Raw genomic sequence first — 21993 nt, 5'->3', positions numbered from 1 at the left:
TATTTAAAAGGTACTTTACTTATTAGTAAGTATTTAAAATATACTTTACTTATTATTAAGTATTTAAAAGGCACTTTACTTATTACTAAGTATTTAAAAGACACTTTGATTGATTAATTATTATGAATACTTTTAATATTCTTCATAATGTACTCTGTTTTCATGATATTTATCTAAGAATTTGTTTTCTTGACCTTCTGCAGGATATCCAATGCTTATTATGTTGAATGGTCTTAAATTTTCAGTAAGATTGAATAATTTCCTTATATATTCCATTCTTTTTTCATTTGGAGCAATATTGACCCAAACAGCACCTAAATCTAAATAACTTGCTTCAAGTAATAAAGTTGTAGAAGCTGCAGCCATATCTTGCTGCCATACATGATGAAAATGTGAGGTATCCATGTTTGCTATTAGTACAATTGCTAAACTAGCTCCTTCTAACATTTTTGAATTATGATCCATTTCACTCAATTTATCTATTGTATCTTTATTTTTAACTATAATGAATTCCCAAGGTTCTTTTGTCAATCTGGAACCAGGTGCTTGCATTGCAGCTCTTATTAATTTATCTATTTTTTCATCTTCAATTTCATCTTCACGATATTTTCTAATACTTCTTCTTTTAAATATCTCTTCCATTTCAATGACCTCATCATTTTTCGATTTTAGTAATATATAAATAACTTAATATAATTCATCTAGCTTTGTATTTCTAAGTTATCTAGTTTTATATTTGTAGGTTATCTAGCTTTGTGTTTCTAAGTTATCTAGTTTTATATTTGTAGGTTATCTAGCTTTGTGTTTCTAAGTCATATAGTTTTCTAGTATGAATAATTTTGTTTTAAATGCTTGGTAAGTAGAATATCCACACAAAGACAAGGAGAATAGCTAAAATAAAAATAAGTGGGGCCACTATTCTACTGACTGCTACGATTGAACTTATGGTAGAGACCAATTCAACTGAATTGTTTGGACCAAATGTGTTTAAGCCTTCTATTCGGTTAACAGAACAACCTACTTTAACAGGTTCTAAGTCATCTATTGCATTGTTAATAGATTTTATTATATATTCAATTATTTCTTCTTTATTTGTTACTCCTACTGGATTATATCCATTGGATAGGGTGTTTACAGAATGAGTATCAGTAGTCATAACTTCGATTTCATCGATATTTAAATTTTCAACCTCTTTGAATATTCTCTCTCTAAAGCCTATTTCCATATTATTTGAGTCTAATAGAACATAAGCTGTTTTTTGATTTTCTACTTCTATTACCATTGACTTGAGTCCACTTTCTCCTATTCCATTGCTTTTATCTAGAGTTTCCATAGGATCATAATTGCAACCTATTTTGACAGTTTCTTCGGCTTTGACACATTTTATTTTATCAATTGCATCTAATATTTGGAAAACTTCTGGATTTCCTGGTAAAACCCTTCCTTTTTCTTCATTGAATGAATTGTGGCAATCAATAACAATACTATTGTTAACATTACAATGCTTTTTGCTTTGGGTCATTAAAGATAATCCCACTCCAAACTCTATATCATCACTACCATTTGGTGCAAAAGTATTTAAAAGTACCATTCCATCATTAAAAAATTGAACCCCTACTTTTGCGTTTTCTTCACAATATCTTACAAATTTACTAGCTTTATTGTCATAATTCATATCAGCTAATCCTTTATTTACAGCTAATTCTACTTTATCAATCTCTTTTTGAGATACTGGGTTAAAATCATGGGTTGATGGCCCATGAGCAACCATTGTGAAAGTATCAAATCTATCTGCAAGAATTGTGGGCATGTTTGATCCTCCAATTTCTCCTATTGGTCCTGGATGAACACAAGGACTTATAAAAAGTGCTTTTATAGTATCATCTTTCATGGATTTGAAACTTACAGTTCCCACCAATGTGTCAATAGGTTCTCCAATATCTTCAAATATATGTTCAAGAGAACTTGAACCATCACCAAGATGAGAAATAAAGAGACTTAATAGTTCTAGAAGTCCCACTCCTAAATTTCTCTTTAAAGGAGATTCAATTACTTTAACAAATGAATAAATAGCTAACAAGAATATTAAATTAGCTGTTATTAATTTTATAAATAAAGAAATTATTCCAAATTCAAAAGCTTGTTCAGCACTTCCTAGTACATTAACCACAATTAACATAGATATGACTAATAAAGGTTGGATAGAAGATACAATAGCAGATTTTATTAACCCTATACTAGAAGTACTCCATAATACGAAAATTAAAAGGGCGAATATTAGAACACAACCGAAAACAACAGAATTTACAAATAAATCTAACTTGAATATTGTTGAAATAAGAGATCCAATTATACTTATTATAACTATTATTATCATTGAAATTAATGATAGGAGCATGGAATGTTTTGTTTTTAAATTTATTCCTTTCATGGAATTAATGAATTGTTGCATAAGAGCCCCACTTGATATTGAACTAATACCAAATACTCCAAAGCCAAAGGCTCCTCCATAGAGTATTTTTTCAAATAAAGTTAGATTTCCCATATGATTAATTAGGAATATTAAAGTTCCTGCTATAAAACTAATGAATATCATACTGAATATGGATATCCCTGTTTTAGGAAATGTTCTAATGTATTTAGATAATCCTGCTACATTACTCATACTTGACATGAATTGACCCCATAATTCCAGAATTTTTCAACTTTTCAAATTTTTATAATAAATAGTTACTCATGATTCTTCAGTAATTTCAGAATTTATATAATAAAATTGTTAATTTATTAATAAATGGTTATAGTTATACTAAACTTATAGTTATTTGTTTTTTACAAATTATAATATTATAGTATTATATTAATAATTAAAATACTATTATGTTATAAATATTAAATTAAAATTCTATTTCTACAAATCTTTATTAAATCTTTATGAGAATATTATGATTATTGAATCGTTTTTATAATATATTTTTAATGTTTAATTATAATATTAATGATTAGTTAATAACAATCAAAAACATTATTTAAAATTTTTAATATAATTAATATATGAATTATTAATCAACAATATTAAATTAATCTTAAATTAATATATTAATATCTTAAATTAAATATATTAATAATTTAATAATACATTATAATAAATTAATTTTTATGTTTCTATATGTGACTAAAATTATAAATAATAATTATAACATACTAATAATAATTACATAGTTTAATAATCATTTATAAATATCATAATTATCAATTACACTCAAGTATAATTTAATAAAAAATTATAATAATTGAATTGCATAAAATAGGAATAGAAATAAAAATAATTAGTTTTATAATAATCTTTAATAATCATTTATTAATACTGAAAAATTTCATCATTTACTGCTATTTAGATTAATATTTCTGTGGCTATTAGTTATCCATGCTGCATTATACTTTATTTTAGCTATTCTAATTTAAACTTAATTTCCAGGTGATTTTATGAAAAAAATTGACACTCCAATTAGTTTTGAAGATATGAAACATTTGAAAGCAGGAGATATTATCAAAATATCTGGAAAAGTTCTAACAGCTAGGGATCAAGCTCATAAGAGGATAATTGAAACTGAAGCTCCATGTAATTTAGAAGGTGCTGCTATATTCCATGCAGGTCCTATAATAAAACAAAAAAACGATATCAAAAATGAAGATAATAAAAAAAAAGTGGATGGAGAAAGTTCTAATTTTCAAATGGTAGCTATTGGTCCAACTACAAGTATGAGAATGAATCCTTATGAAGTTGATGTTATAAAAAAAGGCGTTAAAATTATCATTGGAAAAGGTGGAATGGATGATAATGTTTCCAAGGCTCTTAAAGATGAAGGAGCAGTTTATTTAGCAGCTGTAGGTGGTTGTGCTGCATTGTATGTTGATTCTGTAAAAAAAATCACTAATGTGAATTGGCTTGATTTGGGGATGCCTGAAGCCATATGGGAACTTGAAGTTGAAGAATTTGGACCATTGATAGTAGCTATGGACTCTTATGGAAACAGTCTATTCAAATAAAATTTATTAATGAGAGTGTCCCATAATTCGCTTTTTTAGAAATTTTCATGAAATTAATTTTCATATAAATCATTTAAATATTAAATAACTGATAAAATATCCATTAATACCTATAACAAAGTAATTATTTTATTTAATTCAATTTTTAAAGAGTTTATATTATTTTAAATTTAAATAATATATTTTATAAAGATTATTTTTAAAAAATAAAATAATATAGGTGCCTATATAATATTTAAAGATGTTAAATGTGAAATATTTTCATTAAATTTTTTAAAAATCTTAATTATGGGACACTCTATTAATATAATATTTTTCTTTTCATTTGTATATTTTCGTTTTTATTTATAATAATTTAATATAGATACCTAAAATATATTTAATAGGTGATAATTATATAAATGAATTATCTAAAATATATATTTTTAATATTTCTGATTTTTAATATTTTTAATATTTCTGATTTTTAATTGTTTAGTCTATTCCTATAATGAAAATAACATAATTTTTTTTCTTTAAATTATTATAAATAGCTTTTTGATCAATTAAAAAGCCTATGACTTATTATTATTCATTTGTGTTTGTATTAATACGAACTCAACATCTTAAATAATATATGAAAATGTCTCATATCATAGTTTTTCCCATGAATACTTTAAAAATAGCTGTAATAGCTATAATACTTAATAAAATAGCTATATTTAAAATAGATAAATTTAAATACTATATGGTATAAACAATAAATTACTTAACCTTAATAGGGGTGAGAGTAATGAACAAAAGAGATAAAATAAGTGAAAATAGTGAACAGTCAACTAAAACTCAAATAAATAGAACTAAATTAATTTTTATAGGTATTTTTATATTGATAATGGTAGTTGCAGGGGCAGGATTAGACCAATTACCAAGTCAAATATGGACTTTCATTTTTATATTGATAATGGTAGTTGCAGGGGTAGCCGTTGGGTATATGATATCGAATGATTCTAATCAAGAAGATATAAATACTTTAAATTTAACCAATAATAAAACATTTACTTTATCTACTAATGGTGGTAATATTATAAAACCAAAATTAGGGTACTCTCAGATAGAATTAGCTAATTTAAAATTTTTTGTTGATGATAAATATGCTAATTTGTACTATAAAGGAGATTATTATGATACTTTTATAGGAGGAAAAGATTATGGTAACTATAGTGAGAAAGATGATAGCTATTTTCCAACTACAGATTATGCTAGAATTTCTAGCTATGTAAATGATTCGGAATTTCGTATAAGTATCTCCAGTTCAAAATATCCTGAATATGTTAATGAATTAGGAAACATAGGTAACAATTCAAATTTGAGTAGAGAACAGATTAACATTGATGGACATGAAATAGAAATATCTAGAACTGGGAAAGACTTTGGATCTCAAAGCCTTTCTGAAAATATGACTACTGCTTTCTTTGATTATAATGGAAAATCTATATTTATAGTATGGGATGGTCAAGAGTACGATAAATATTTACTTGAAAGCTTCTTTCAACTGAATTAATTTTAAGAAATTGGAATTCTTAATTGAATTGTTAGTAGTTTTAGAGAATTTTGACTAAATTAATATACTTGCTATTATAAATATTAAACTTAATCATCAAACTTAATTCTTAACTTAATTAAGAGGGAAAATAATGCCAATTGAAGATAAAGGTAAAGATGAAAATCTTTCTAAAAAGACTCCTAAGAGTAATGCTTTTCCAATAGCTATGATTTTAGTAATTTTATTGATAGTAGGTGGGGCTACTATAGCTTATTTTGAGCCTAATTTGGTCACTGGAATTTCTGAAAGTTTAAATAATCAATCTAATCAGAATTTTTCAGTAAATAAAAACAACACTACAATGCAAACAGATGGTCCAAAACAAGGGTACTCCGAAATAACAATATATGGTTTAAAAGGGTACATCAAAACTGAATACATGGATTTTAGACGAATAACGGATAGCATTATTAGGGAGAATAATATTAGTAGTATAGAAGATTATTTGACATATTTAGGAAATAGTTCAGTGTCTTTTGTAGATTACAATGATTTTATCCAATTATGGGCAGAAAATGGCTCCTTTAATTTAGAGGTAGCTCCGGTAAATACATCTTTAGAGCTTAATAATGTTACAGATAACATAAGCAATTATAATTTCGACAATGTGATAAGTGATAAAACTATTAATGTTTCAGGAAAGGAAGTAAGAATAGTGCATTACAGAGAGTATCAGGAACAAAATTGGATTGGTGAGAAAATTTGGGCTTATTTCACAGTGAAAGAAAAAAATGTAGCTATTGGTTGGGAAGGAAACAAAGCAGACATGTATGTTATTGAAAGCTTCTTACAACTAAATAAATAGCTATTATTTTAAGTAAAGAGACATTATTAAAGCATTCTATTTTTTCTTTTTCCCAATCTAATAATTGCTTTAAATAATTTTTTCAATTTTTTCTATAAAAATTTGATATAAAATTGAATTGAAGTGTTAAATAAATAAAAATCTTCAATCTTTATAATTTTAAAAAATAGAAAATTTTCTGATTTGAATAATAAAAAATTATTTTAAGATAGATGATGAATTGATTTAATATGATTTGAATAATAAAAAATTATTTTAAGATAGATGATGAATTGATTTAATATGATTTGAATAATAAAAAATTATTTTAAGATAGATGATGAATTGATTTAATATGATTTGAATAATAATTATTTCAAATAAAAATGCATTGTTCGTTTTACTATATATAAATAATTGAACAAAAATAATTGGTTTACGACCAATGAATAATAAAAAAATGGGACAATATCTTAAAAATTCTAATAGTATATATAGGAGTAAATTACATTATATTAATATTATTAAGTAAGATAGCTAATAATTAAATTAAAGTTACTTAATTTACATAAAATTATAAAACCATTAAATTATTTCTTATAATTATTTAATGGATCTAAGGTGATAAAATGGTGGAAAATATTACGGAAACCGCAGAAAAAAAATTAAAATCAAGAATACGGAAATTTAAAAAAGTTTTAAAAGATGAAGCTGAAAAAGATAAATTTTTTGATCAATTAGGTGCATCTGTAGAAATATTTTTACCTACAAAAAATCCAGAAAAGCAAGGAGACAGTATTATATTTTATACTACTGCTGAAGGTAAAATAATAGATGCGGAATATTCTTACAATGAAGGAGAAGAGAATTTTAAATCTATTCCAATAGTTGATAAAGATTTGGATATTTTAACTGAAGTTTTTAAATCAAATTTTGTATTAGAATAAACAATCTTCATTTTTTTCATGTATAGATTTTTTCTTTTAATATTTCTATAGACAGTTAGAGATATTTCAATATAAATCTCTATCATGTGTTTGTAGAAAGTAATATTATTCAATTAGGATAGAATACTGTTATTCATTTTGAACTACATTAAAACTAGAATTATGTTTTTAAAACTGTAAATATATCATTGGAATTGTATTATTATTGGATATAATTATGTTATTGGAATTGTATTATTATTATTGAATATAATTGTATTATTAGATTTATATTATAATATTGAACATAATCATCTTATTAGAACATCTTATTATTTTTCATAATTTAATTTTTTATTATAATTTTAAAAGTTGGGTTATTATGTTAATTACAAGTTCATTAGATGAAGTAAAAAAAAGAGAAACTGCTCTTGATACTATTAATTCAATTATCACTAAGGATGGAAGAGATTCTTTACATGATTTAACTGGATTGTCTGGAGGTTTTTTGGCAACTCAAGATGATTTAAATCTTTTAGAGACTTATATTGGTCCAGCTATTTTTGAAGAGAAATTGCAGGAACTTGGAAAAATCCATCTTGGTGGAGAAAAAGTATTTGCTGTTAATAGAACTAGTTCTGGCATATTAGCTAGTATTTTAGCATTAGTTTCGAAAAATAGCTATGTTATTCATTTTCTTCCAGAATTTCCAGCTCATCCTTCTATTGTTCGTAGCTGTAAGTTAGTAGGTGCAAACTACTTAGAATTTGATGATATTAATAACTTTAATATTCCAGATAATACTTCTATGGTAATAATCACTGGTTCTACCATGGATCATAAAGTTATTGATGAGAAAGTTTTTAAAAAGATAATAGCTATGGCTAAAACAAAAAATGATATTCCTATTTTAGTGGATGATGCTTCAGGTGCAAGACTTAGAACAGCTATTTTCTCTCAAAAGAAAGCTACTGAACTTGGAGCTGATTTAGTAGTTACAAGTACAGATAAACTAATGTTGGGTCCTCGTGGAGGATTAATGGCAGGGAAAAAAAATTTTATAGATAAAATTAAATCTAAAGCAACTCAATTTGGATTAGAAGCTCAGCCTCCAAGTATTTTAGCTATGGTAAAAGGATTAGAAGCATACAAAAAAGATGACTTATTAAAGTCTATATCTAAAAAACAAAAACTAATTGACTTATTACATGATTTTGAAATGTTTGAGGAAACTCCTACTGGCATCATGGTATCAGAAATTTCTCTTAAAAAAGAAATTGATAAATACAACTCGACAAATGACTTTTCTAGTAAAGATCTCTCTTTTTTGTGGGCTATGGTACTTTTAAAAGAAGAACACATTGTCACAATCCCTGCAGTATCTATGCCTGGGGCTTCAGCTACGATAAGGTTTGATCTAGCTTCCAAAGATACTATGAAATTGGATGTATTACAAGAAAAAATAGTTAATTCCTTTAAAAAACTTTTAGAACTTATTTCAGACTCTGATAAAAGCAGGAATCTTTTATTTGGTAAAAATCAATTAAAAATTTAAATCATGTTTCTTATTTTTTAAAATAAAAATATTTTATTTTTAAATAGCTATTATTAAATTATTATTATTTTTTATTAATTATAATATTAACACTTTTTAATTTTAAAAAAGTGAAATATATAATATTGATATCATTGCTATAAAAAGTATAATGATTATAAATGAATTTGAAAATCTCTGCTTTAAACTTCTGTTTTTATTATTAGGGCATGTTGAGCATTTTAAATTATTTTGTTTTTATATTTCTTACAAATACCTCTATTTAAAATAATCACTTCTTATATTTAATTAATAATTATGATTTCACTTCAAAATATATAAAATATCTTCAATTTTTTTATTGGAGGCATTGGATGAAATTCAGAAGTTTAAAACGAACTGATTGATTAACAAAATTAGTAACATCACTCATAGCTATTTTAATATTAATAATTGTATTATTTGTCATTTCTAATAATACATTCACCGGATATGATTTTCTTTAAATCACCATTATCTTTTTCTATGATTAAAGCTCCGTTTTTGTTTATTCCTACTGCATACCCTTTTAAAACTTTTCCTAATGGTTGGTTTATTTTGACATAGCTACCAATTGTCTCAGACATTCTCCTCCAATCATACAATATAGTTTTGAATTTTTCTTCTTTAAAAAGATTGTAAATTTCTTCAAATTCGTTTAAAAACATTGAAATGATATCAGTTTCTTCTATATGCTTACCTAATTCTTGACTAAGAGAAATCATTCTTTCTCTAACATCTCCAGATAAGATATTTGTATCTAAATTACTATCTATTCCAACTCCAACTACAACGTAATCAACACTACTAAACTTAGCATTGGCTTCAGTAAGAATTCCAGAAACCTTCTTTTTATTTATTAAGATATCATTAGGCCATTTTATTCTAGCATCTATATTCATTTTCCTTAAAGTTTTAGCTACAGCTACACCAGTAGCTAAAGTTAGAAAAGACGCTTTAGAAGGCGATATATCTGGACGTAATATGATTGTAAGCCAAATTCCCCCCACTGGAGATTCCCATTTTTTTCCAAGTCTTCCTCTTCCTTTTGTTTGAAGTTCAGATATTACCACAGTTCCTTCTTCAGCTCCAAATTCAGCTAAAAACTTAGCTACTGTATTAGTTGAATCAACTTCATGGAAACAATAAATTTGATTACCTATATATTTAGTATCCAAACCTTCTTCAATTTTTTCAGCTGAAATATAGCTAGTTCTCTCACTACCTATTTTTTTTAAAAATGTTGCGATTTCCTCTTCATTGATATTGAATAATTCATCAAATTCTTTTTGAGACATTTTTTCTTTATTCTTAGAAAGAAGTTCTAACATAGTTTTTTTCATAAAATCCCTTTATTTACAGATCTATTTATTAATCATGATGTATATTTTTAATTAGTTCCATATTAAGTACTTTCTTTGCCATGATATTAGTTATTTGATGGCTGTTTATTCTAAAATATAAAGTTTGTGATGTTAATAATTCCTAATTAAAATACTTCATGACATTTTATATTAATTAATAATTTTAAAACATATTATTTTTAGTATAATCTTTCTTTTTTGTCTTATATGCTTTTATCTTTTTTTCATTTGTTGATTTTTGGCTGTTGTGAGATAAGAGCCAACAGCAGCTGAAATTGCAGCTATTTTCTTTCCAGGCATAAAAGTTGATCTTAAACGATTTACCTGTTCTAAATCTTCACTAATAACTTTTTCCATATCATCATCGATTCCTTTTCTATGTTCATCTACAAAATGTGTGTGTAAATTTCCTTCAATGAAATGTGGGTTTCTCATAATAGCTTTATGGAAAGGAATGGTTGTTTTAACTCCAAGTATGATATATTCACTCAATGCTCTTTTCATTCTTGCAATAGCTTCATTTCTATTTCTCCCACCAGTAATTAATTTCGAAATCATAGAATCATAAAAGGTAGGAATTGTATAATTCATATAAACTCCACTGTCAAGCCTTACTCCAGGCCCTCCAGGAGATCTATATCCGGTTATTTTTCCAGGATTTGGGGCGAAATCAGCTAATGGATTTTCAGCATTTATTCTACATTCAATTGCATGTCCATTAATTTGAATATCTTTTTGTTCATATGCTAGTTCATTTCCTGAAGCTATTTTTAACTGTTCTTTTATTAAATCAATATTGGTAATAGTTTCTGTTATTGGGTGTTCTACTTGAATACGTGTATTCATTTCTAAGAAATAATAATCTCCTTCACTATAAAGGAATTCAATAGTTCCTGCACTAGTATAATCAATATATTCTGCAGCTTTAATAGCACTACTTCCCATTTTTTCTCTAAGCTCTTTAGTCATTATTGGGGAAGGAGCTTCTTCAATTAGTTTTTGATGTCTTCTTTGAATTGAACACTCTCGATCAGCTATATGTATAATATTTCCATGGTCATCGGCTAATATCTGGAATTCAATGTGTCTAGGTTTTTCAAGATATTTTTCAATGAATACTGTAGAATCTCCAAAATTTGATGAAGCCACTGATTGTGTAGATTCAATAGCTCGTACTAATTCATCTTCTTCATAAACAGTACGCATACCTATTCCTCCACCACCTGCTGAAGCTTTAACAATAACTGGATAGCCGATTGCTTCAGCTATTTTTTTAGCTTCATCAATATCATTTATTCCTTTATCTGTTCCTTCAATTACAGGAACACCTGCTTTTCTCATTAACTTTTTAGAGGTTATTTTATCTCCCATAGATTCAATAACATTTTTAGAAGGACCAATGACCGAAATTCCATTTTTTTTGCATTCTTTTCCTAAGTTTGAATTTTCAGCTAAAAATCCATAACCTGGATGAATAGCTTCAGCACCAGACTCAATAGCTATATCTATTATTTTTTCAATATTTAAATAGCTTTTTGATGGAGAAGGATTACCTAATGCGTATTTTTCATCTGCATAATTTGTATAAAGGGATGTTTTATCAGCATCTGAATAAATTGCCACACTTTTCACATCCAACTCACGACAAGCTCTCATTATACGAATAGCTATTTCTCCTCGATTAGCAATCAATATTTTATCAAACATTTAGAATCTCTCTTGGTTATTTCTTTATAATTTATAAGATTATTTTTAAATAAGATGATTATTAGTTTTAAAATTATAAGATTATTTTTAAATAAGATGATTATTAGTTTTAAAACTAATTTTTTATAAAATTTTTATAAAATTAATTTTCTATTAATTTCTAAATTATTTTAAAATCTAGTAGTTATAAATTTTTATTATAAAATGTAGTATATAATATATATTATAAATAATTTATTAAAGTTGGATTTTACAATAATATAAAATAAAATACTATACAATATATAAATACACTATATAATTGAATAATATGGAATAGGATAATATAGAATAGGATAATATGGAATTGAATAATATAGAATAGGATAATATGGAATAGAATACTATGGAGTAAAATATAGAATATAAATATAGAAAAAAATTTATAATAACAATTATATTATAAATTACTAAATTTGATAGTTTAATAAGTAAATCATAGTCCAATTAATAAATTTATTAAGTAATAATTATCAATGATTAATATAATCAAAAGAATTGATTAAAATGAAAATATCAAAGAAACGCCATTTGGAAATAGCTATTGAATCTATTCCAAAACATCCTAAACCAAAAGTAGAATTGGAACAATATTCCACTCCTGCTACAATAGCTGCAGATATAATATGGAATGCTTTTATTTTAGGAGACATAGAAAACAAATCAATAATCGATTTAGGATGTGGTACTGGAATATTTACTATAGCTCCATTGTTACTTGGAGCAAAATTAGCTATTGGCATTGATATCGATCAAAATTCAATTGATATTGCTAAAAAAATTGCAAATACAATGCAAATATACAATGCTCATTTTTTTGCTGAAGATGTTTATAATATAAAAAATATTAGAGAAATTGTAAATATTAAAGATTCAGATATTGAAGAAATTAACAATATTATTGATTCAAATTCTAAATTCGATACATTTTTTGCAAATCCTCCATTTGGTTCACAATTCCGTTCTAAAAAAGGAGCTGATAAGATTTTTATGGAGTTATCTATGAAATTAGCTAGTGTATCCTATTCTTTTCACATGGCCGGAACTAAAGACTTTCTGATTAGCTATTATGAAAATTTAGGGGGGAAAATAACCCATGAATTCTTTTATGAATTCCCATTAGACAATATATACGATTTTCATACTCAAGAATCTAAAACCATTGATGTTATTGTTTTAAGAGTAGTTAAAGATTAATAATATTCAATATATTCACCTGTTATATATTTTTAATTATAATCAAGCACGAAATTTTTGGCAATAATTATATTTTTTATTTAGCTAATATCTATTTATTTTCAATATAAATAATAAAATTAGCTATTTGGAATTTATTAATATTGTCAAAAAATCGGCTTTCGACTATAGTATAATATTAATTCATTTATCTCATTATTTAATTAGAATTTTTAAATATATTGTATTCTTTTAGTAAGATTTAAATACCTATTATACCATATTTACTAATATATATTCTATTTAAGAATATGTAGAAAAATATTGGAAAATTAGTAGCTGAGCTACCAGTGTTATAATTGATATAATATTGAGTTCGTATTTATTTAGTGATAACTATGTCAATATTAATCAAAATGTTTATATATACAAATCAATAAATATTGATAAATGCATAAAAAATGGGTTTCTGTATTTATACCTGATTCTTTCTTAAGTGAAACTACCGATTTCAAAATAAAAACTTCAAAAATTGGAGTTATTGGTAGGGCATTAGCTGTGTTTAATGTTAATCAGGTGATTGTCTACAAAGAACTTTCTAATAATAGTGACACTGTCATCGAGAGAAATAGGAGAGATTCTGATTTCATGGTTGAGATTCTCGACTTCATGAATACTCCACAGTATCTTCGTAAGAGGGCTTTTCCTATTAAGTCTGAGTTGAAGCATGTTGGGATTCTCCCACCACTTAGAACTCCTCACCATCCTACTGAAATTGCTGAAGTTGGCGATTACAGACAAGGATTCACTGTTAAAAGAACTAAGAAAGGAACTTTTGTAGATATAGGTATGGAAGATCTTGCTTTTTGCAAAGAGCAACTTAGTGTTAATAAAATATTTAGCTTTAAAGTCATTAAGTTAGCTAAAGAGGTAATAGTCACACCTGATGAACCAGATGACGTTTACTGGGGTTATAAGACATTATCCACTCACAAAAGTCTTAAAAATAGCTTAAAATTAGTTAATCCTGATCTTGTTATTGAAACAACAAGATACGCTGATACAATAAATTCTATTTTTAATGAGTTAGAATCTAAGATAAAGGCTACAGAGAATATTGCTATATTATTTGGAGGTCCTTATTCTTCCCTTGATGAAAATCTCGAAAGTTCTCATTGGGATTCTGTAAAGGTTAATATTGTTCCTTCTCAAGGAACTGAGACAGTAAGGACAGAGGAAGCAGTTATTTCTACATTGGCTATATTTAATATCTTGGTGAATTTTGATTGAAATGATGATTTTACTAGTTAAATCCATGATTTAAAGGAAATTATCTCAACTTACTGAGTTTAAATCAAGATTATTAAATTATTAAATTATATTAAATAAATCATAAATCATTATAAAGATTCTATTGATAAACTTTCAATAGCTAAAGCTATCTTGAATAGCTTATTTCACATTTATCTAGCAATATTGTTGTAAATGCAATGTATTGCTATTTATTAAAATATAAGTATAAAATTTAAATTTAATTAATAGTAGCTAAAATTTGCATTTGCTAATTAATTCAAATGCTGATTAATTCAAATAAATTGTAAATAAATTTTAATCTATATACAATCCAGATTAAATGGAACCTAAATTTAATAAATAAAATAAAAATATCTATTAATAAAAATATCTATTAATAAAAATATCTATTAAAATTAATTAGAGAATTAATCATAGTTACTGATTAAGAAGCATATTAAATAGATAATTAGTGGTAAATATTAAGTTGATAAACTATAATTATGCTAATTAATTAAGGAAATTGTAAATATAAGGAGGTAAATAAATGGTTAGACATCACCAGCCAAGAAGCGGATCAGTTGCATTTAGTCCTAGAAAAAGAGCTGCCAAAGAGACTCCAACAGTCAAGGCTTGGCCTCAAGAAGATGAGCCTAAGCTTTTGGGTCTTGCTGGATATAAAGTGGGTATGACTCATACCATGATAGTGGATAATGACAAAAATTCACCAACTAGTGGAATGGAGATATTCACACCTGTAACTGTTTTAGAAGTACCACCTGTTGTTGTAATGGGTGTTCGAGCATATGAAGAAACTAATTGTGGACTTAAAGCTATAACTGAGGTCCTTGCAGACAATTTAGATGAGAATCTTTCAAGGAAAATCTCAATTCCTAAAGAATATAACCAATCTGAAGCTATTGCAAAGATTAAAGAAGCTTTAGAATATGCTGATGATATTAAAGTTTTAGTTCATACTAATCCTAAAGTAACTAGCGTTCCTAAGAAAAAACCAGAAATATTTGAGTGTGCTATTGGTGGCAAGAATGTTGAAGAAAAGCTAAATACTGCTCTTGAACTTATTGGAACTGAAGTTAAAGCGAGTGACGTATTTGCTGATGGTCAAATAGTTGATTCCATTGGTATTACAAAAGGAAAAGGATTCCAGGGTCCTGTCAAAAGATGGGGTATTAGGATACAGTATGGTAAAGCTGCAAGGAGTAGTAAGAAGAGACATATTGGTTCTATGGGGCCATGGACTCCTTCAAGGACTATGTGGACTGTTCCTCAAGCAGGACAAATGGGTTATCATAAACGAACTGAATTTAATAAAAAAATCTTGAAGATTGGAGAAGCTTCAGATGTTGATGCTATCAATCCAGAAGGTGGATTTATTAAATATGGTCTTGTTAAAAATGATTATATCTTAGTAAAAGGTTCACTTCAGGGTCCAAATAAAAGATTAGTTATTCTTAGAAAAGCTATGAGGGCTCATGGGAAATCTAATGATGCACCCCAAATAAATTATATAAGCACAAAATCTAAACAAGGGGTCTAGTGTTTTATTATTAATTGATTTTTAAGAGTGTTAGAGAATATGAAAGTTAATGTTTATACGATGGATGGAGAAGTCAAAGAGGAAATTGAACTTCCAGCTATTTTTAATGAAGAATTTAGACCAGACTTAATAAAAAGAGCAGTTATTTCTTCACAAACGGCTAGAATACAACCTTGGGGAAGTGATCCAATGGCAGGTAAACGAACTTCTGCAGAATCTTGGGGTTCAGGTAGAGGGGCAGCTATGGTACCAAGGATTAAAAATGGTTCTAAGGCAGCATTTATCCCAATGGCTACTGGTGGACGAAAAGCACACCCTCCAAGGCCTCAAAAAATTTATCATGAAAAGATAAATGTAAAAGAAAGAAGATTTGCAATTAGATCCGCTATTGCTGCTACTACAAATTCTGATTTAGTGGAAGAAAGAGGTCACAAAATAGAAAATGTGCCTCAATTACCTTTAATAATAGATGATGAAATAGCTTCTATAAGGAAAACTAAAGAAACTCGAGAAGTCTTTAAGAAATTGGGAATTTTTGAAGATATCACTAGAGCAAAAAAAGGTAAAAAAATCAGATCAGGTAAAGGTAAACTAAGAGGTCGTAAGTACAAAAGAACTAAAGGACCTTTAATAGTAGTTGCTGAAGATAAAGGTATTGGTTTAGGGGCAAGAAACCATGCAGGTATTGATGTTGTCACTGTTGAGAATTTAAATGCAGAGTTATTAGCACCAGGTACTCATCCAGGTAGATTAACTGTATTTAGTAAAGCTGCTATTGAAAAGTTAGGGGGATTGTTCCAATAGATTTCACTTTTAGAAATCAATATGGAATGATTTAAGAAGGTAGATAATATGGATCCGTATGCAGTTATTGTTAGACCTCATGTTACAGAAAAAACTATGAACTTAATCGATCGAAATAATGAACTCACATTTGTTGTTTTAAGAGAAAGTAATAAAGCTACTATCAAAAATGCTTTTGAAAAATTATTTGATGAGAAAGTTAAAAGTATAAATACTCATATCAACTCAAAAGGATATAAATTGGCTTATATAACTCTTACAGAAGAGAGTAAAGCAGAAGATATAGCTGTTAGAATGGGAGTATTCTAAAGATTAAGGAGGAAATAAAATGGGAAAACGATTAATACACCAAAGAAGAGGAAGAGGAACTCCTGCTTATCGTAGTGCTTCCCACCGTTTCAAAGATAAGATTCAATACAGGTCTTATGATAATTTGGAAAAAGAAGGTAGCTTAAAAGGAAAAGTTGCGGATATAGTCCATGATCCTGGAAGATCTGCGCCTATAGCTCTTGTTAAATTTGAAAATGGTGAAAATAAATTTATATTAGCTCCTGAAAGTATTCAAATTGATGATGATATCGAATGTGGTATTTCAGCTTCAATAAGTTTTGGAAATTCATTACCTTTAGCTGAAATTCCAGAAGGAACTCCTATTTATAATATTGAAAATAGACCAGGAGATGGTGGCCGATTTGTCCGATCTTCTGGGACTTATGCTTCTTTAATCACACATGATGCGGATAAAGCAGTTATTGAACTCCCATCTGGAGAGTTAAAATCTTTCAATCCATCTTGCAGAGCAACTGTAGGTGTTGTAGCTGGTGGAGGACGAAAAGATAAACCATTCCTTAAAGCAGGTAAAAGATGGCATGCTCTTAAAGCTAAGGGTAAAAAATCTATGACTGTAAGGGGAGTAGCTATGAATGCAGTAGATCACCCTCATGGTGGAGGAAATAGACAACATCCTGGACGACCTACTACAATTTCAAGACATGCACCTCCAGGAAGGAAAGTTGGTTCTATTGCAGCTAAAAGAACAGGTAAGAGAAGGTAAAATTAAGGTGGTGAATGTTTGGCAAGAAAAGAATTTAAATATCAAGGTTACACTCTAAAGGAATTACAAGATATGTCTTTAGATGATTTAATAAAAATATTACCAGCAAGGCAAAGAAGATCTTTAAAAAGAGGATTTTTACCAAGACAACAAATCGTGCTGGATAAATTTAGAAAATTGAAAAAACAAGAGAAAAAAGGTGGAAAGCCTATAGTAATTAAGACTCATTGCAGGGATATGATAGTTCTTCCAGAAATGGTAGGAACCATATTCGGTATATACAATGGTAAACAATTTATTGAAGTGGAATTAACAGCTGAAATGATTGGTTCATACTTTGGTGAATTTGCACCGACTAGACAGAGAGTTCAACATGGAGACCCTGGTATGGGAGCTACTCGATCCTCTATGTTTGTACCTCTTAAATAGGAGAATAAGAGTAGATTATAGTTTATAAGGAGATTATTTCATGGCTGATATTAAATATGCTTATAATAACGATAAATCTAAAACAGCTCGTGCAATGGGCAGATCTCTTAAGATTTCTCCAAAACATGCTGTTGAGATATGTAGGGCAGTTAGAGGAATGGAATTGGAAAAAGCTAAAAATTACTTACAAGAAGTAATTGAAATGAAAAAAGCTGTTCCTTTCAAAAGACACAATAAAAAAGTAGGTCATAGAAAAGAACTAAAAGGTTGGCCTAGTGGGCGATACCCTGTTAAAGCATCTACAGAAATTCTAAAAATATTAGAAAATGCTGAAGCTAATGCTGAGTATAATGGTTTGGATACTGAAAATTTAAAAATTATTCATATTTCCAGCCATAGAGGTTTTGTTATGAAAGGGGGAATTCAAAGGGCATTTGGAAGAGTAACTCCTTTTAACACACCAACAACCCATGTGCAAATCGTTTTAGAGGAGGCTTAAATTAATGATTGAAAAAGATTTTGTCACTGAAGGTCTTAAACGGACTAAGATTGATGAATATTTAGAAAGTGAGCTTGAAAGAGCAGGTTACGGTGGAATGGATATTCAAATCACTCCTCTTGGTACAATGGTTGTTGTATATGCTGAAAGACCAGGAATGGTTATTGGTAGAGGTGGTAAAACCGTAAGAGCAATAACTCAAACTCTTAAGACTAATTTTGATCTTGATAATCCTCAAGTAGAAGTAAAAGAACTTGATGTACCTGAATTGAATCCAAAAATTATGGCTTATAAAATAGCTTCAATGTTACAAAGAGGGATGCATTTTAGAAGAGTAGCTTACTCAACTATTCGTAGGATAATGGGTGCTGGAGCTCAAGGTGTCGAAGTAACTATATCTGGTAAAATTAGAGGCTCAAGGTCTGCTGTTGCTAAGTTTGTAGAAGGTTACATCAAAAAATGTGGTGAACCATCAACAAGGTTTGTTAAGGAAGGCTTTGCTACTGTACAATTAAAACCAGGAGTTTTAGGTATTTTTGTTAGAATAATGCCTCCTGATGCAGTATTACCTGATAAAGTGGATATTCTTCCTCCAAAAGAAGAAACTATTGAAAATATAGTTGAAGAAGATGAAGAAATTGTAAAAATTTCACAAGAGCCTTCTGATGAGGAATTGGTTGAAGAAGAGAAAGAACTTGAAAATCTAGAAGAATTAGAAGAAATTGAAGAGCTTGAAGAGCTTGAAGAAATAGTTGAAGAAATAGTCGAAAAAGAAACGGAAGATGAAGCTATGGAAGAAATAATTGAAGAAATAGCTGAAGAAGAAGTGGAAGAAGAAGCTATTGAAGAAACAGCTGAAAAGATTCTAAAAGATGATGAAGTTGAAAAAGATTCTAAAGATGGATCTAGTAAAGAATCATCTGAAGATAAGAAAGAATGATTAATTTATTAATTAATTTATTCAATTAATCTAATAACTCAGTTGATTAATATTTGAAAGTTATTTAATACATTGATCAATTGAGCTATAATTTAAAAATTACTAAGAGTTGAAATGAATGGCGATTTTAAGAAGTAAAGAAATTTGGGAAATGGAAATTGAGGACATTCAAGAAAAATTGACTGAACTCAAAGCAGAATTAGCCAAAAATATTTCTAAAAGTGCTGCTGCTGGGGTTAATGAAAATCCTGGAAAAATTAGAGAACTTAAGAGAACTATTGCTCGTGTTCTCACAATTATGAGTCAAAAACAAAAGGAGAAGTAAATGAAAATCTGTGATGTATGTGGTCTTCCTGAGGAACTTTGTGTTTGTGAAGAAATTGCAAGAGAAGTTCAAACTGTAAAAGTGTTTACAGTTAGGAGAAGATTCGGAAAACTTATGACAATTGTAGAAGGCATAGATGAACATGATATTGATATAAAAGAATTAACTAAAGAGTTAAAAGCTCGTTGTGCCTGTGGAGGTACTGCTAAAAAAGGTCAAATAGAACTTCAAGGTGATCATAAAAGAAAGGTCAAAGAAGTTTTATCTGATATGGGCTTTTCTTCTGATACTATTGAAATCAGAGATGCTGATAGAAAATTCAATAGAAAAAGAAGAAATTAATCTTTTATCATTTTTCATGATATCAATTTACAATTTTAATTTAGTCAATACAATTGATAATTATGATAACATCAAAAAATATTTTCTATCATGAATTGATTGGATTATATGTTGAAGTTATTGAGAGTTCTAATGAATCTTTAATTGGAATTAGTGGAAATATCATAGATGAGACGAAAAAAACTATCTCAATTGAAACTAAAAATGAAAAAGGGACTGAAACTAAAATGATTCCTAAAAATGTTTCAATTTTCCATTTTTTGCTACCGAGTGAAGAATGGGTCGAGATTGATGGGAAAATATTGTTTAATCGTCCAGAAGATAGGATTAAAAAGAGATATAAAAAATTATAATGATTATTTAATCATGATTATTTCATGGTTGTTTATTCAATCTTAAAATGAATAACTTAAAATTATTATAAATTATTAATTTAATTATAGTTATGTGGTGATAACATGGTTGGTCTTAATGTTCAACAGATAGAAACTGAATGTAATGATTCAAACTGCCCATTTCACGGAACTTTACCAGTTAGGGGACAAATTTTAGAAGGAATTGTCACTAGTGATAAAGCAGAAAGAACTATTACAGTAGAACGTAGTTTCTACAAATTCATACGAAAATATGAAAGATATGAAAAAAGAAAGTCTAAAATTAATGTTCATAAACCTGATTGTATCAATGTAAATATTGGTGATTCAGTCAAAATTGCAGAATGTAGACCTTTAAGTAAAACTAAACATTTTGTTTTAGTTGAGGTAAAAGGAGATAAGTAAATGAAGGCTACTACATCTAATGTATCTAAATCATTACCTATTGGCGCTCGTCTTCAATGTGTTGATAATACAGGTGCACGTGAAATTGAAATAATATCTGTTAAGGGATATAAAGGAGTACGTAGGAGGCTTGATGTGGCTGGTGTTGGTGATCTTGTAGTTGCTTCTGTTAAGAAAGGAACTGCAGATATGCGCCGGGAAGTTGTTAACGCTGTCGTTGTGAGACAGAAAAAGGAATACCGCCGTGCTGATGGACTTCGTGTGAAATTTGAAGATAATGCTGCTGTCATAATAACTCCTGAAGGAGTTTTAAAAGGGTCTGAAGTAAGGGGACCTGTTGCTAAGGAAGCTGCTGACAAATGGCCAAGTGTAGGAAGTGCTGCAAGCATATTAGTTTAATAAGTTAATGGTGATAAAAATGTCAAAACAGCCAAGAAAACAGAGGAAAGCTCTTTATAATGCACCTTTACACGCTCGTCGTAAAATAATGAGTGTTACTTTAAGTAAGGATTTAAGAGAAGATTTTAATAAAAGATCTTTACCTATTAGAACTGGTGACACAGTAAAAATCATGCGTGGTGAATTTAAAGATCATGAGGGGAAGGTTGAAAGTATTGATACCAAAAAGTACAAAGTTGTAATTGAAGGTGTTACTTTAAGTAAACCTGATGGAACCTCAGTCTTTTCACCGATTCATCCATCCAACTTAATGATTGTGGATGCTGATTTAAAAGATGAACGAAGAAATAGAATAATGGAAAGGGAGGAATAA

The 21993-nt window shown here is 28.0% G+C and carries 24 protein-coding genes; 20 read left to right on the top strand and 4 right to left on the bottom strand.

Going from position 1 to position 21993, the window contains the following annotated elements; genetic code table 11:
• Positions 1-132: 132 nt before the first annotated feature.
• Complete coding sequence (locus tag MBCUT_RS00430) at positions 133-642, bottom strand: nitroreductase family protein (protein ID WP_067257342.1); 510 nt, start codon at positions 640-642, stop codon at positions 133-135.
• 202 nt (positions 643-844) lie between these two features.
• Positions 845-2674 (bottom strand): DUF2070 family protein, encoded by a 1830-nt coding sequence (locus tag MBCUT_RS00425; RefSeq protein WP_067257339.1) that lies wholly within the window; start codon positions 2672-2674, stop codon positions 845-847.
• An 809-nt stretch (positions 2675-3483) separates the two neighbouring features.
• On the opposite strand from MBCUT_RS00425, the gene MBCUT_RS00420 reads away from it, so the two are divergent.
• The 5 genes from MBCUT_RS00420 to MBCUT_RS00400 all read left to right on the top strand — a co-directional run bounded on the left by MBCUT_RS00420 (position 3484) and on the right by MBCUT_RS00400 (position 8894).
• A complete protein-coding gene (locus MBCUT_RS00420) occupies positions 3484-4047 on the top strand; it encodes a FumA C-terminus/TtdB family hydratase beta subunit (RefSeq protein WP_067257336.1) in 564 nt (187 codons plus the stop codon).
• Between the two features lie 772 nt (positions 4048-4819).
• Positions 4820-5587 carry a hypothetical protein gene (locus tag MBCUT_RS00415; protein ID WP_067257333.1) on the top strand — a complete coding sequence of 256 codons (768 nt, stop codon included), beginning with the start codon at positions 4820-4822 and terminating at the stop codon, positions 5585-5587.
• Positions 5588-5720: 133 nt separating this feature from the next.
• A complete protein-coding gene (locus MBCUT_RS00410; protein ID WP_067257331.1) occupies positions 5721-6434 on the top strand; it encodes a hypothetical protein in 714 nt (237 codons plus the stop codon).
• A 608-nt stretch (positions 6435-7042) separates the two neighbouring features.
• Positions 7043-7360, top strand: coding sequence for a hypothetical protein (locus MBCUT_RS00405; RefSeq protein WP_245634917.1), 318 nt, complete (start codon positions 7043-7045; stop codon positions 7358-7360).
• Positions 7361-7721: 361 nt separating this feature from the next.
• Positions 7722-8894: a TIGR03576 family pyridoxal phosphate-dependent enzyme gene (locus MBCUT_RS00400; protein WP_067257328.1), complete on the top strand. Its 1173-nt coding sequence runs from the start codon at positions 7722-7724 to the stop codon at positions 8892-8894.
• Positions 8895-9331: 437 nt separating this feature from the next.
• Here the strand turns inward: MBCUT_RS00400 and MBCUT_RS00395 are convergent, their stop codons facing one another.
• Both MBCUT_RS00395 and MBCUT_RS00390 read right to left on the bottom strand, forming a co-directional pair.
• On the bottom strand, positions 9332-10255 hold the full coding sequence (locus MBCUT_RS00395; RefSeq protein ID WP_067257325.1) for a biotin--[acetyl-CoA-carboxylase] ligase: 924 nt from the start codon (positions 10253-10255) through the stop codon (positions 9332-9334).
• 234 nt (positions 10256-10489) lie between these two features.
• Positions 10490-11983, bottom strand: a complete 1494-nt coding sequence (locus MBCUT_RS00390) for an acetyl-CoA carboxylase biotin carboxylase subunit (RefSeq protein WP_067257323.1) — start codon at positions 11981-11983, stop codon at positions 10490-10492.
• Between the two features lie 546 nt (positions 11984-12529).
• On the opposite strand from MBCUT_RS00390, the gene MBCUT_RS00385 reads away from it, so the two are divergent.
• The 15 genes from MBCUT_RS00385 (at position 12530) to rplX (ending at position 21993) form a co-directional block, all read left to right on the top strand.
• Positions 12530-13219 carry an METTL5 family protein gene (locus MBCUT_RS00385; protein ID WP_067257321.1) on the top strand — a complete coding sequence of 230 codons (690 nt, stop codon included), beginning with the start codon at positions 12530-12532 and terminating at the stop codon, positions 13217-13219.
• A gap of 429 nt (positions 13220-13648) precedes the next feature.
• Positions 13649-14488, top strand: a complete 840-nt coding sequence (locus MBCUT_RS00380) for a putative RNA uridine N3 methyltransferase (RefSeq protein WP_067257319.1) — start codon at positions 13649-13651, stop codon at positions 14486-14488.
• Between the two features lie 550 nt (positions 14489-15038).
• Positions 15039-16049 (top strand): 50S ribosomal protein L3, encoded by a 1011-nt coding sequence (rpl3p, locus tag MBCUT_RS00375; protein ID WP_067257318.1) that lies wholly within the window; start codon positions 15039-15041, stop codon positions 16047-16049.
• A gap of 39 nt (positions 16050-16088) precedes the next feature.
• Complete coding sequence (gene rpl4p / locus MBCUT_RS00370) at positions 16089-16853, top strand: 50S ribosomal protein L4 (protein WP_067257315.1); 765 nt, start codon at positions 16089-16091, stop codon at positions 16851-16853.
• A 48-nt stretch (positions 16854-16901) separates the two neighbouring features.
• Entirely contained in the window at positions 16902-17162 is a 261-nt protein-coding gene (locus MBCUT_RS00365) for a 50S ribosomal protein L23 (RefSeq protein WP_067257312.1), read from the top strand.
• Between the two features lie 19 nt (positions 17163-17181).
• Positions 17182-17907, top strand: a complete 726-nt coding sequence (locus MBCUT_RS00360) for a 50S ribosomal protein L2 (protein ID WP_067257310.1) — start codon at positions 17182-17184, stop codon at positions 17905-17907.
• Positions 17908-17925: 18 nt separating this feature from the next.
• Positions 17926-18336: a 30S ribosomal protein S19 gene (gene rpsS / locus MBCUT_RS00355; protein ID WP_067257308.1), complete on the top strand. Its 411-nt coding sequence runs from the start codon at positions 17926-17928 to the stop codon at positions 18334-18336.
• A 40-nt stretch (positions 18337-18376) separates the two neighbouring features.
• Positions 18377-18835, top strand: a complete 459-nt coding sequence (locus MBCUT_RS00350) for a 50S ribosomal protein L22 (RefSeq protein WP_067257306.1) — start codon at positions 18377-18379, stop codon at positions 18833-18835.
• A 4-nt stretch (positions 18836-18839) separates the two neighbouring features.
• Positions 18840-19775: a 30S ribosomal protein S3 gene (locus MBCUT_RS00345; RefSeq protein WP_067257303.1), complete on the top strand. Its 936-nt coding sequence runs from the start codon at positions 18840-18842 to the stop codon at positions 19773-19775.
• Between the two features lie 118 nt (positions 19776-19893).
• On the top strand, positions 19894-20100 hold the full coding sequence (gene rpmC, locus MBCUT_RS00340; protein ID WP_067257300.1) for a 50S ribosomal protein L29: 207 nt from the start codon (positions 19894-19896) through the stop codon (positions 20098-20100).
• Positions 20101-20442, top strand: a complete 342-nt coding sequence (gene yciH, locus MBCUT_RS00335; protein ID WP_067257299.1) for a stress response translation initiation inhibitor YciH — start codon at positions 20101-20103, stop codon at positions 20440-20442.
• A gap of 62 nt (positions 20443-20504) precedes the next feature.
• Complete coding sequence (gene rnp1 / locus MBCUT_RS00330) at positions 20505-20795, top strand: ribonuclease P protein component 1 (protein WP_067257296.1); 291 nt, start codon at positions 20505-20507, stop codon at positions 20793-20795.
• Positions 20796-20900: 105 nt separating this feature from the next.
• Positions 20901-21221 (top strand): 30S ribosomal protein S17, encoded by a 321-nt coding sequence (locus MBCUT_RS00325; protein WP_067257294.1) that lies wholly within the window; start codon positions 20901-20903, stop codon positions 21219-21221.
• Complete coding sequence (locus MBCUT_RS00320) at positions 21222-21620, top strand: 50S ribosomal protein L14 (protein ID WP_067257291.1); 399 nt, start codon at positions 21222-21224, stop codon at positions 21618-21620. It begins immediately after the preceding gene.
• Positions 21621-21639: 19 nt separating this feature from the next.
• A complete protein-coding gene (gene rplX / locus MBCUT_RS00315; RefSeq protein WP_067257279.1) occupies positions 21640-21993 on the top strand; it encodes a 50S ribosomal protein L24 in 354 nt (117 codons plus the stop codon).

Origin of the sequence: Methanobrevibacter cuticularis (genome assembly GCF_001639285.1) — an archaeon.
Lineage (GTDB): Archaea > Methanobacteriota > Methanobacteria > Methanobacteriales > Methanobacteriaceae > Methanobaculum > Methanobaculum cuticulare.
The sequence above is the reverse complement of the archived record's forward strand: the minus strand, read 5'-3'. Positions and strand labels throughout refer to the sequence as shown.

Bases quoted from the DNA above. Each gene is read 5' to 3' on its own strand.
- MBCUT_RS00345 (WP_067257303.1), top strand. From the start codon at position 18,840: ATGATTGAAAAAGATTTTGTCACTGAAGGTCTTAAACGGACTAAGATT.
- MBCUT_RS00385 (WP_067257321.1), top strand. From the start codon at position 12,530: ATGAAAATATCAAAGAAACGCCATTTGGAAATAGCTATTGAATCTATT.
- MBCUT_RS00400 (WP_067257328.1), top strand. From the start codon at position 7,722: ATGTTAATTACAAGTTCATTAGATGAAGTAAAAAAAAGAGAAACTGCT.
- MBCUT_RS00360 (WP_067257310.1), top strand. From the start codon at position 17,182: ATGGGAAAACGATTAATACACCAAAGAAGAGGAAGAGGAACTCCTGCT.
- yciH (WP_067257299.1), top strand. From the start codon at position 20,101: ATGAAAATCTGTGATGTATGTGGTCTTCCTGAGGAACTTTGTGTTTGT.
- MBCUT_RS00425 (WP_067257339.1), bottom strand. From the start codon at position 2,674: ATGTCAAGTATGAGTAATGTAGCAGGATTATCTAAATACATTAGAACA.
- rpl3p (WP_067257318.1), top strand. From the start codon at position 15,039: ATGGTTAGACATCACCAGCCAAGAAGCGGATCAGTTGCATTTAGTCCT.
- MBCUT_RS00350 (WP_067257306.1), top strand. From the start codon at position 18,377: ATGGCTGATATTAAATATGCTTATAATAACGATAAATCTAAAACAGCT.
- MBCUT_RS00395 (WP_067257325.1), bottom strand. From the start codon at position 10,255: ATGAAAAAAACTATGTTAGAACTTCTTTCTAAGAATAAAGAAAAAATG.
- MBCUT_RS00420 (WP_067257336.1), top strand. From the start codon at position 3,484: ATGAAAAAAATTGACACTCCAATTAGTTTTGAAGATATGAAACATTTG.
- rpmC (WP_067257300.1), top strand. From the start codon at position 19,894: ATGGCGATTTTAAGAAGTAAAGAAATTTGGGAAATGGAAATTGAGGAC.
- MBCUT_RS00325 (WP_067257294.1), top strand. From the start codon at position 20,901: ATGGTTGGTCTTAATGTTCAACAGATAGAAACTGAATGTAATGATTCA.
- rpl4p (WP_067257315.1), top strand. From the start codon at position 16,089: ATGAAAGTTAATGTTTATACGATGGATGGAGAAGTCAAAGAGGAAATT.
- MBCUT_RS00390 (WP_067257323.1), bottom strand. From the start codon at position 11,983: ATGTTTGATAAAATATTGATTGCTAATCGAGGAGAAATAGCTATTCGT.
- rnp1 (WP_067257296.1), top strand. From the start codon at position 20,505: ATGATAACATCAAAAAATATTTTCTATCATGAATTGATTGGATTATAT.
- MBCUT_RS00415 (WP_067257333.1), top strand. From the start codon at position 4,820: ATGAACAAAAGAGATAAAATAAGTGAAAATAGTGAACAGTCAACTAAA.
- MBCUT_RS00405 (WP_245634917.1), top strand. From the start codon at position 7,043: ATGGTGGAAAATATTACGGAAACCGCAGAAAAAAAATTAAAATCAAGA.
- MBCUT_RS00410 (WP_067257331.1), top strand. From the start codon at position 5,721: ATGCCAATTGAAGATAAAGGTAAAGATGAAAATCTTTCTAAAAAGACT.
- MBCUT_RS00320 (WP_067257291.1), top strand. From the start codon at position 21,222: ATGAAGGCTACTACATCTAATGTATCTAAATCATTACCTATTGGCGCT.
- MBCUT_RS00380 (WP_067257319.1), top strand. From the start codon at position 13,649: ATGCATAAAAAATGGGTTTCTGTATTTATACCTGATTCTTTCTTAAGT.
- MBCUT_RS00430 (WP_067257342.1), bottom strand. From the start codon at position 642: ATGGAAGAGATATTTAAAAGAAGAAGTATTAGAAAATATCGTGAAGAT.
- rplX (WP_067257279.1), top strand. From the start codon at position 21,640: ATGTCAAAACAGCCAAGAAAACAGAGGAAAGCTCTTTATAATGCACCT.
- MBCUT_RS00365 (WP_067257312.1), top strand. From the start codon at position 16,902: ATGGATCCGTATGCAGTTATTGTTAGACCTCATGTTACAGAAAAAACT.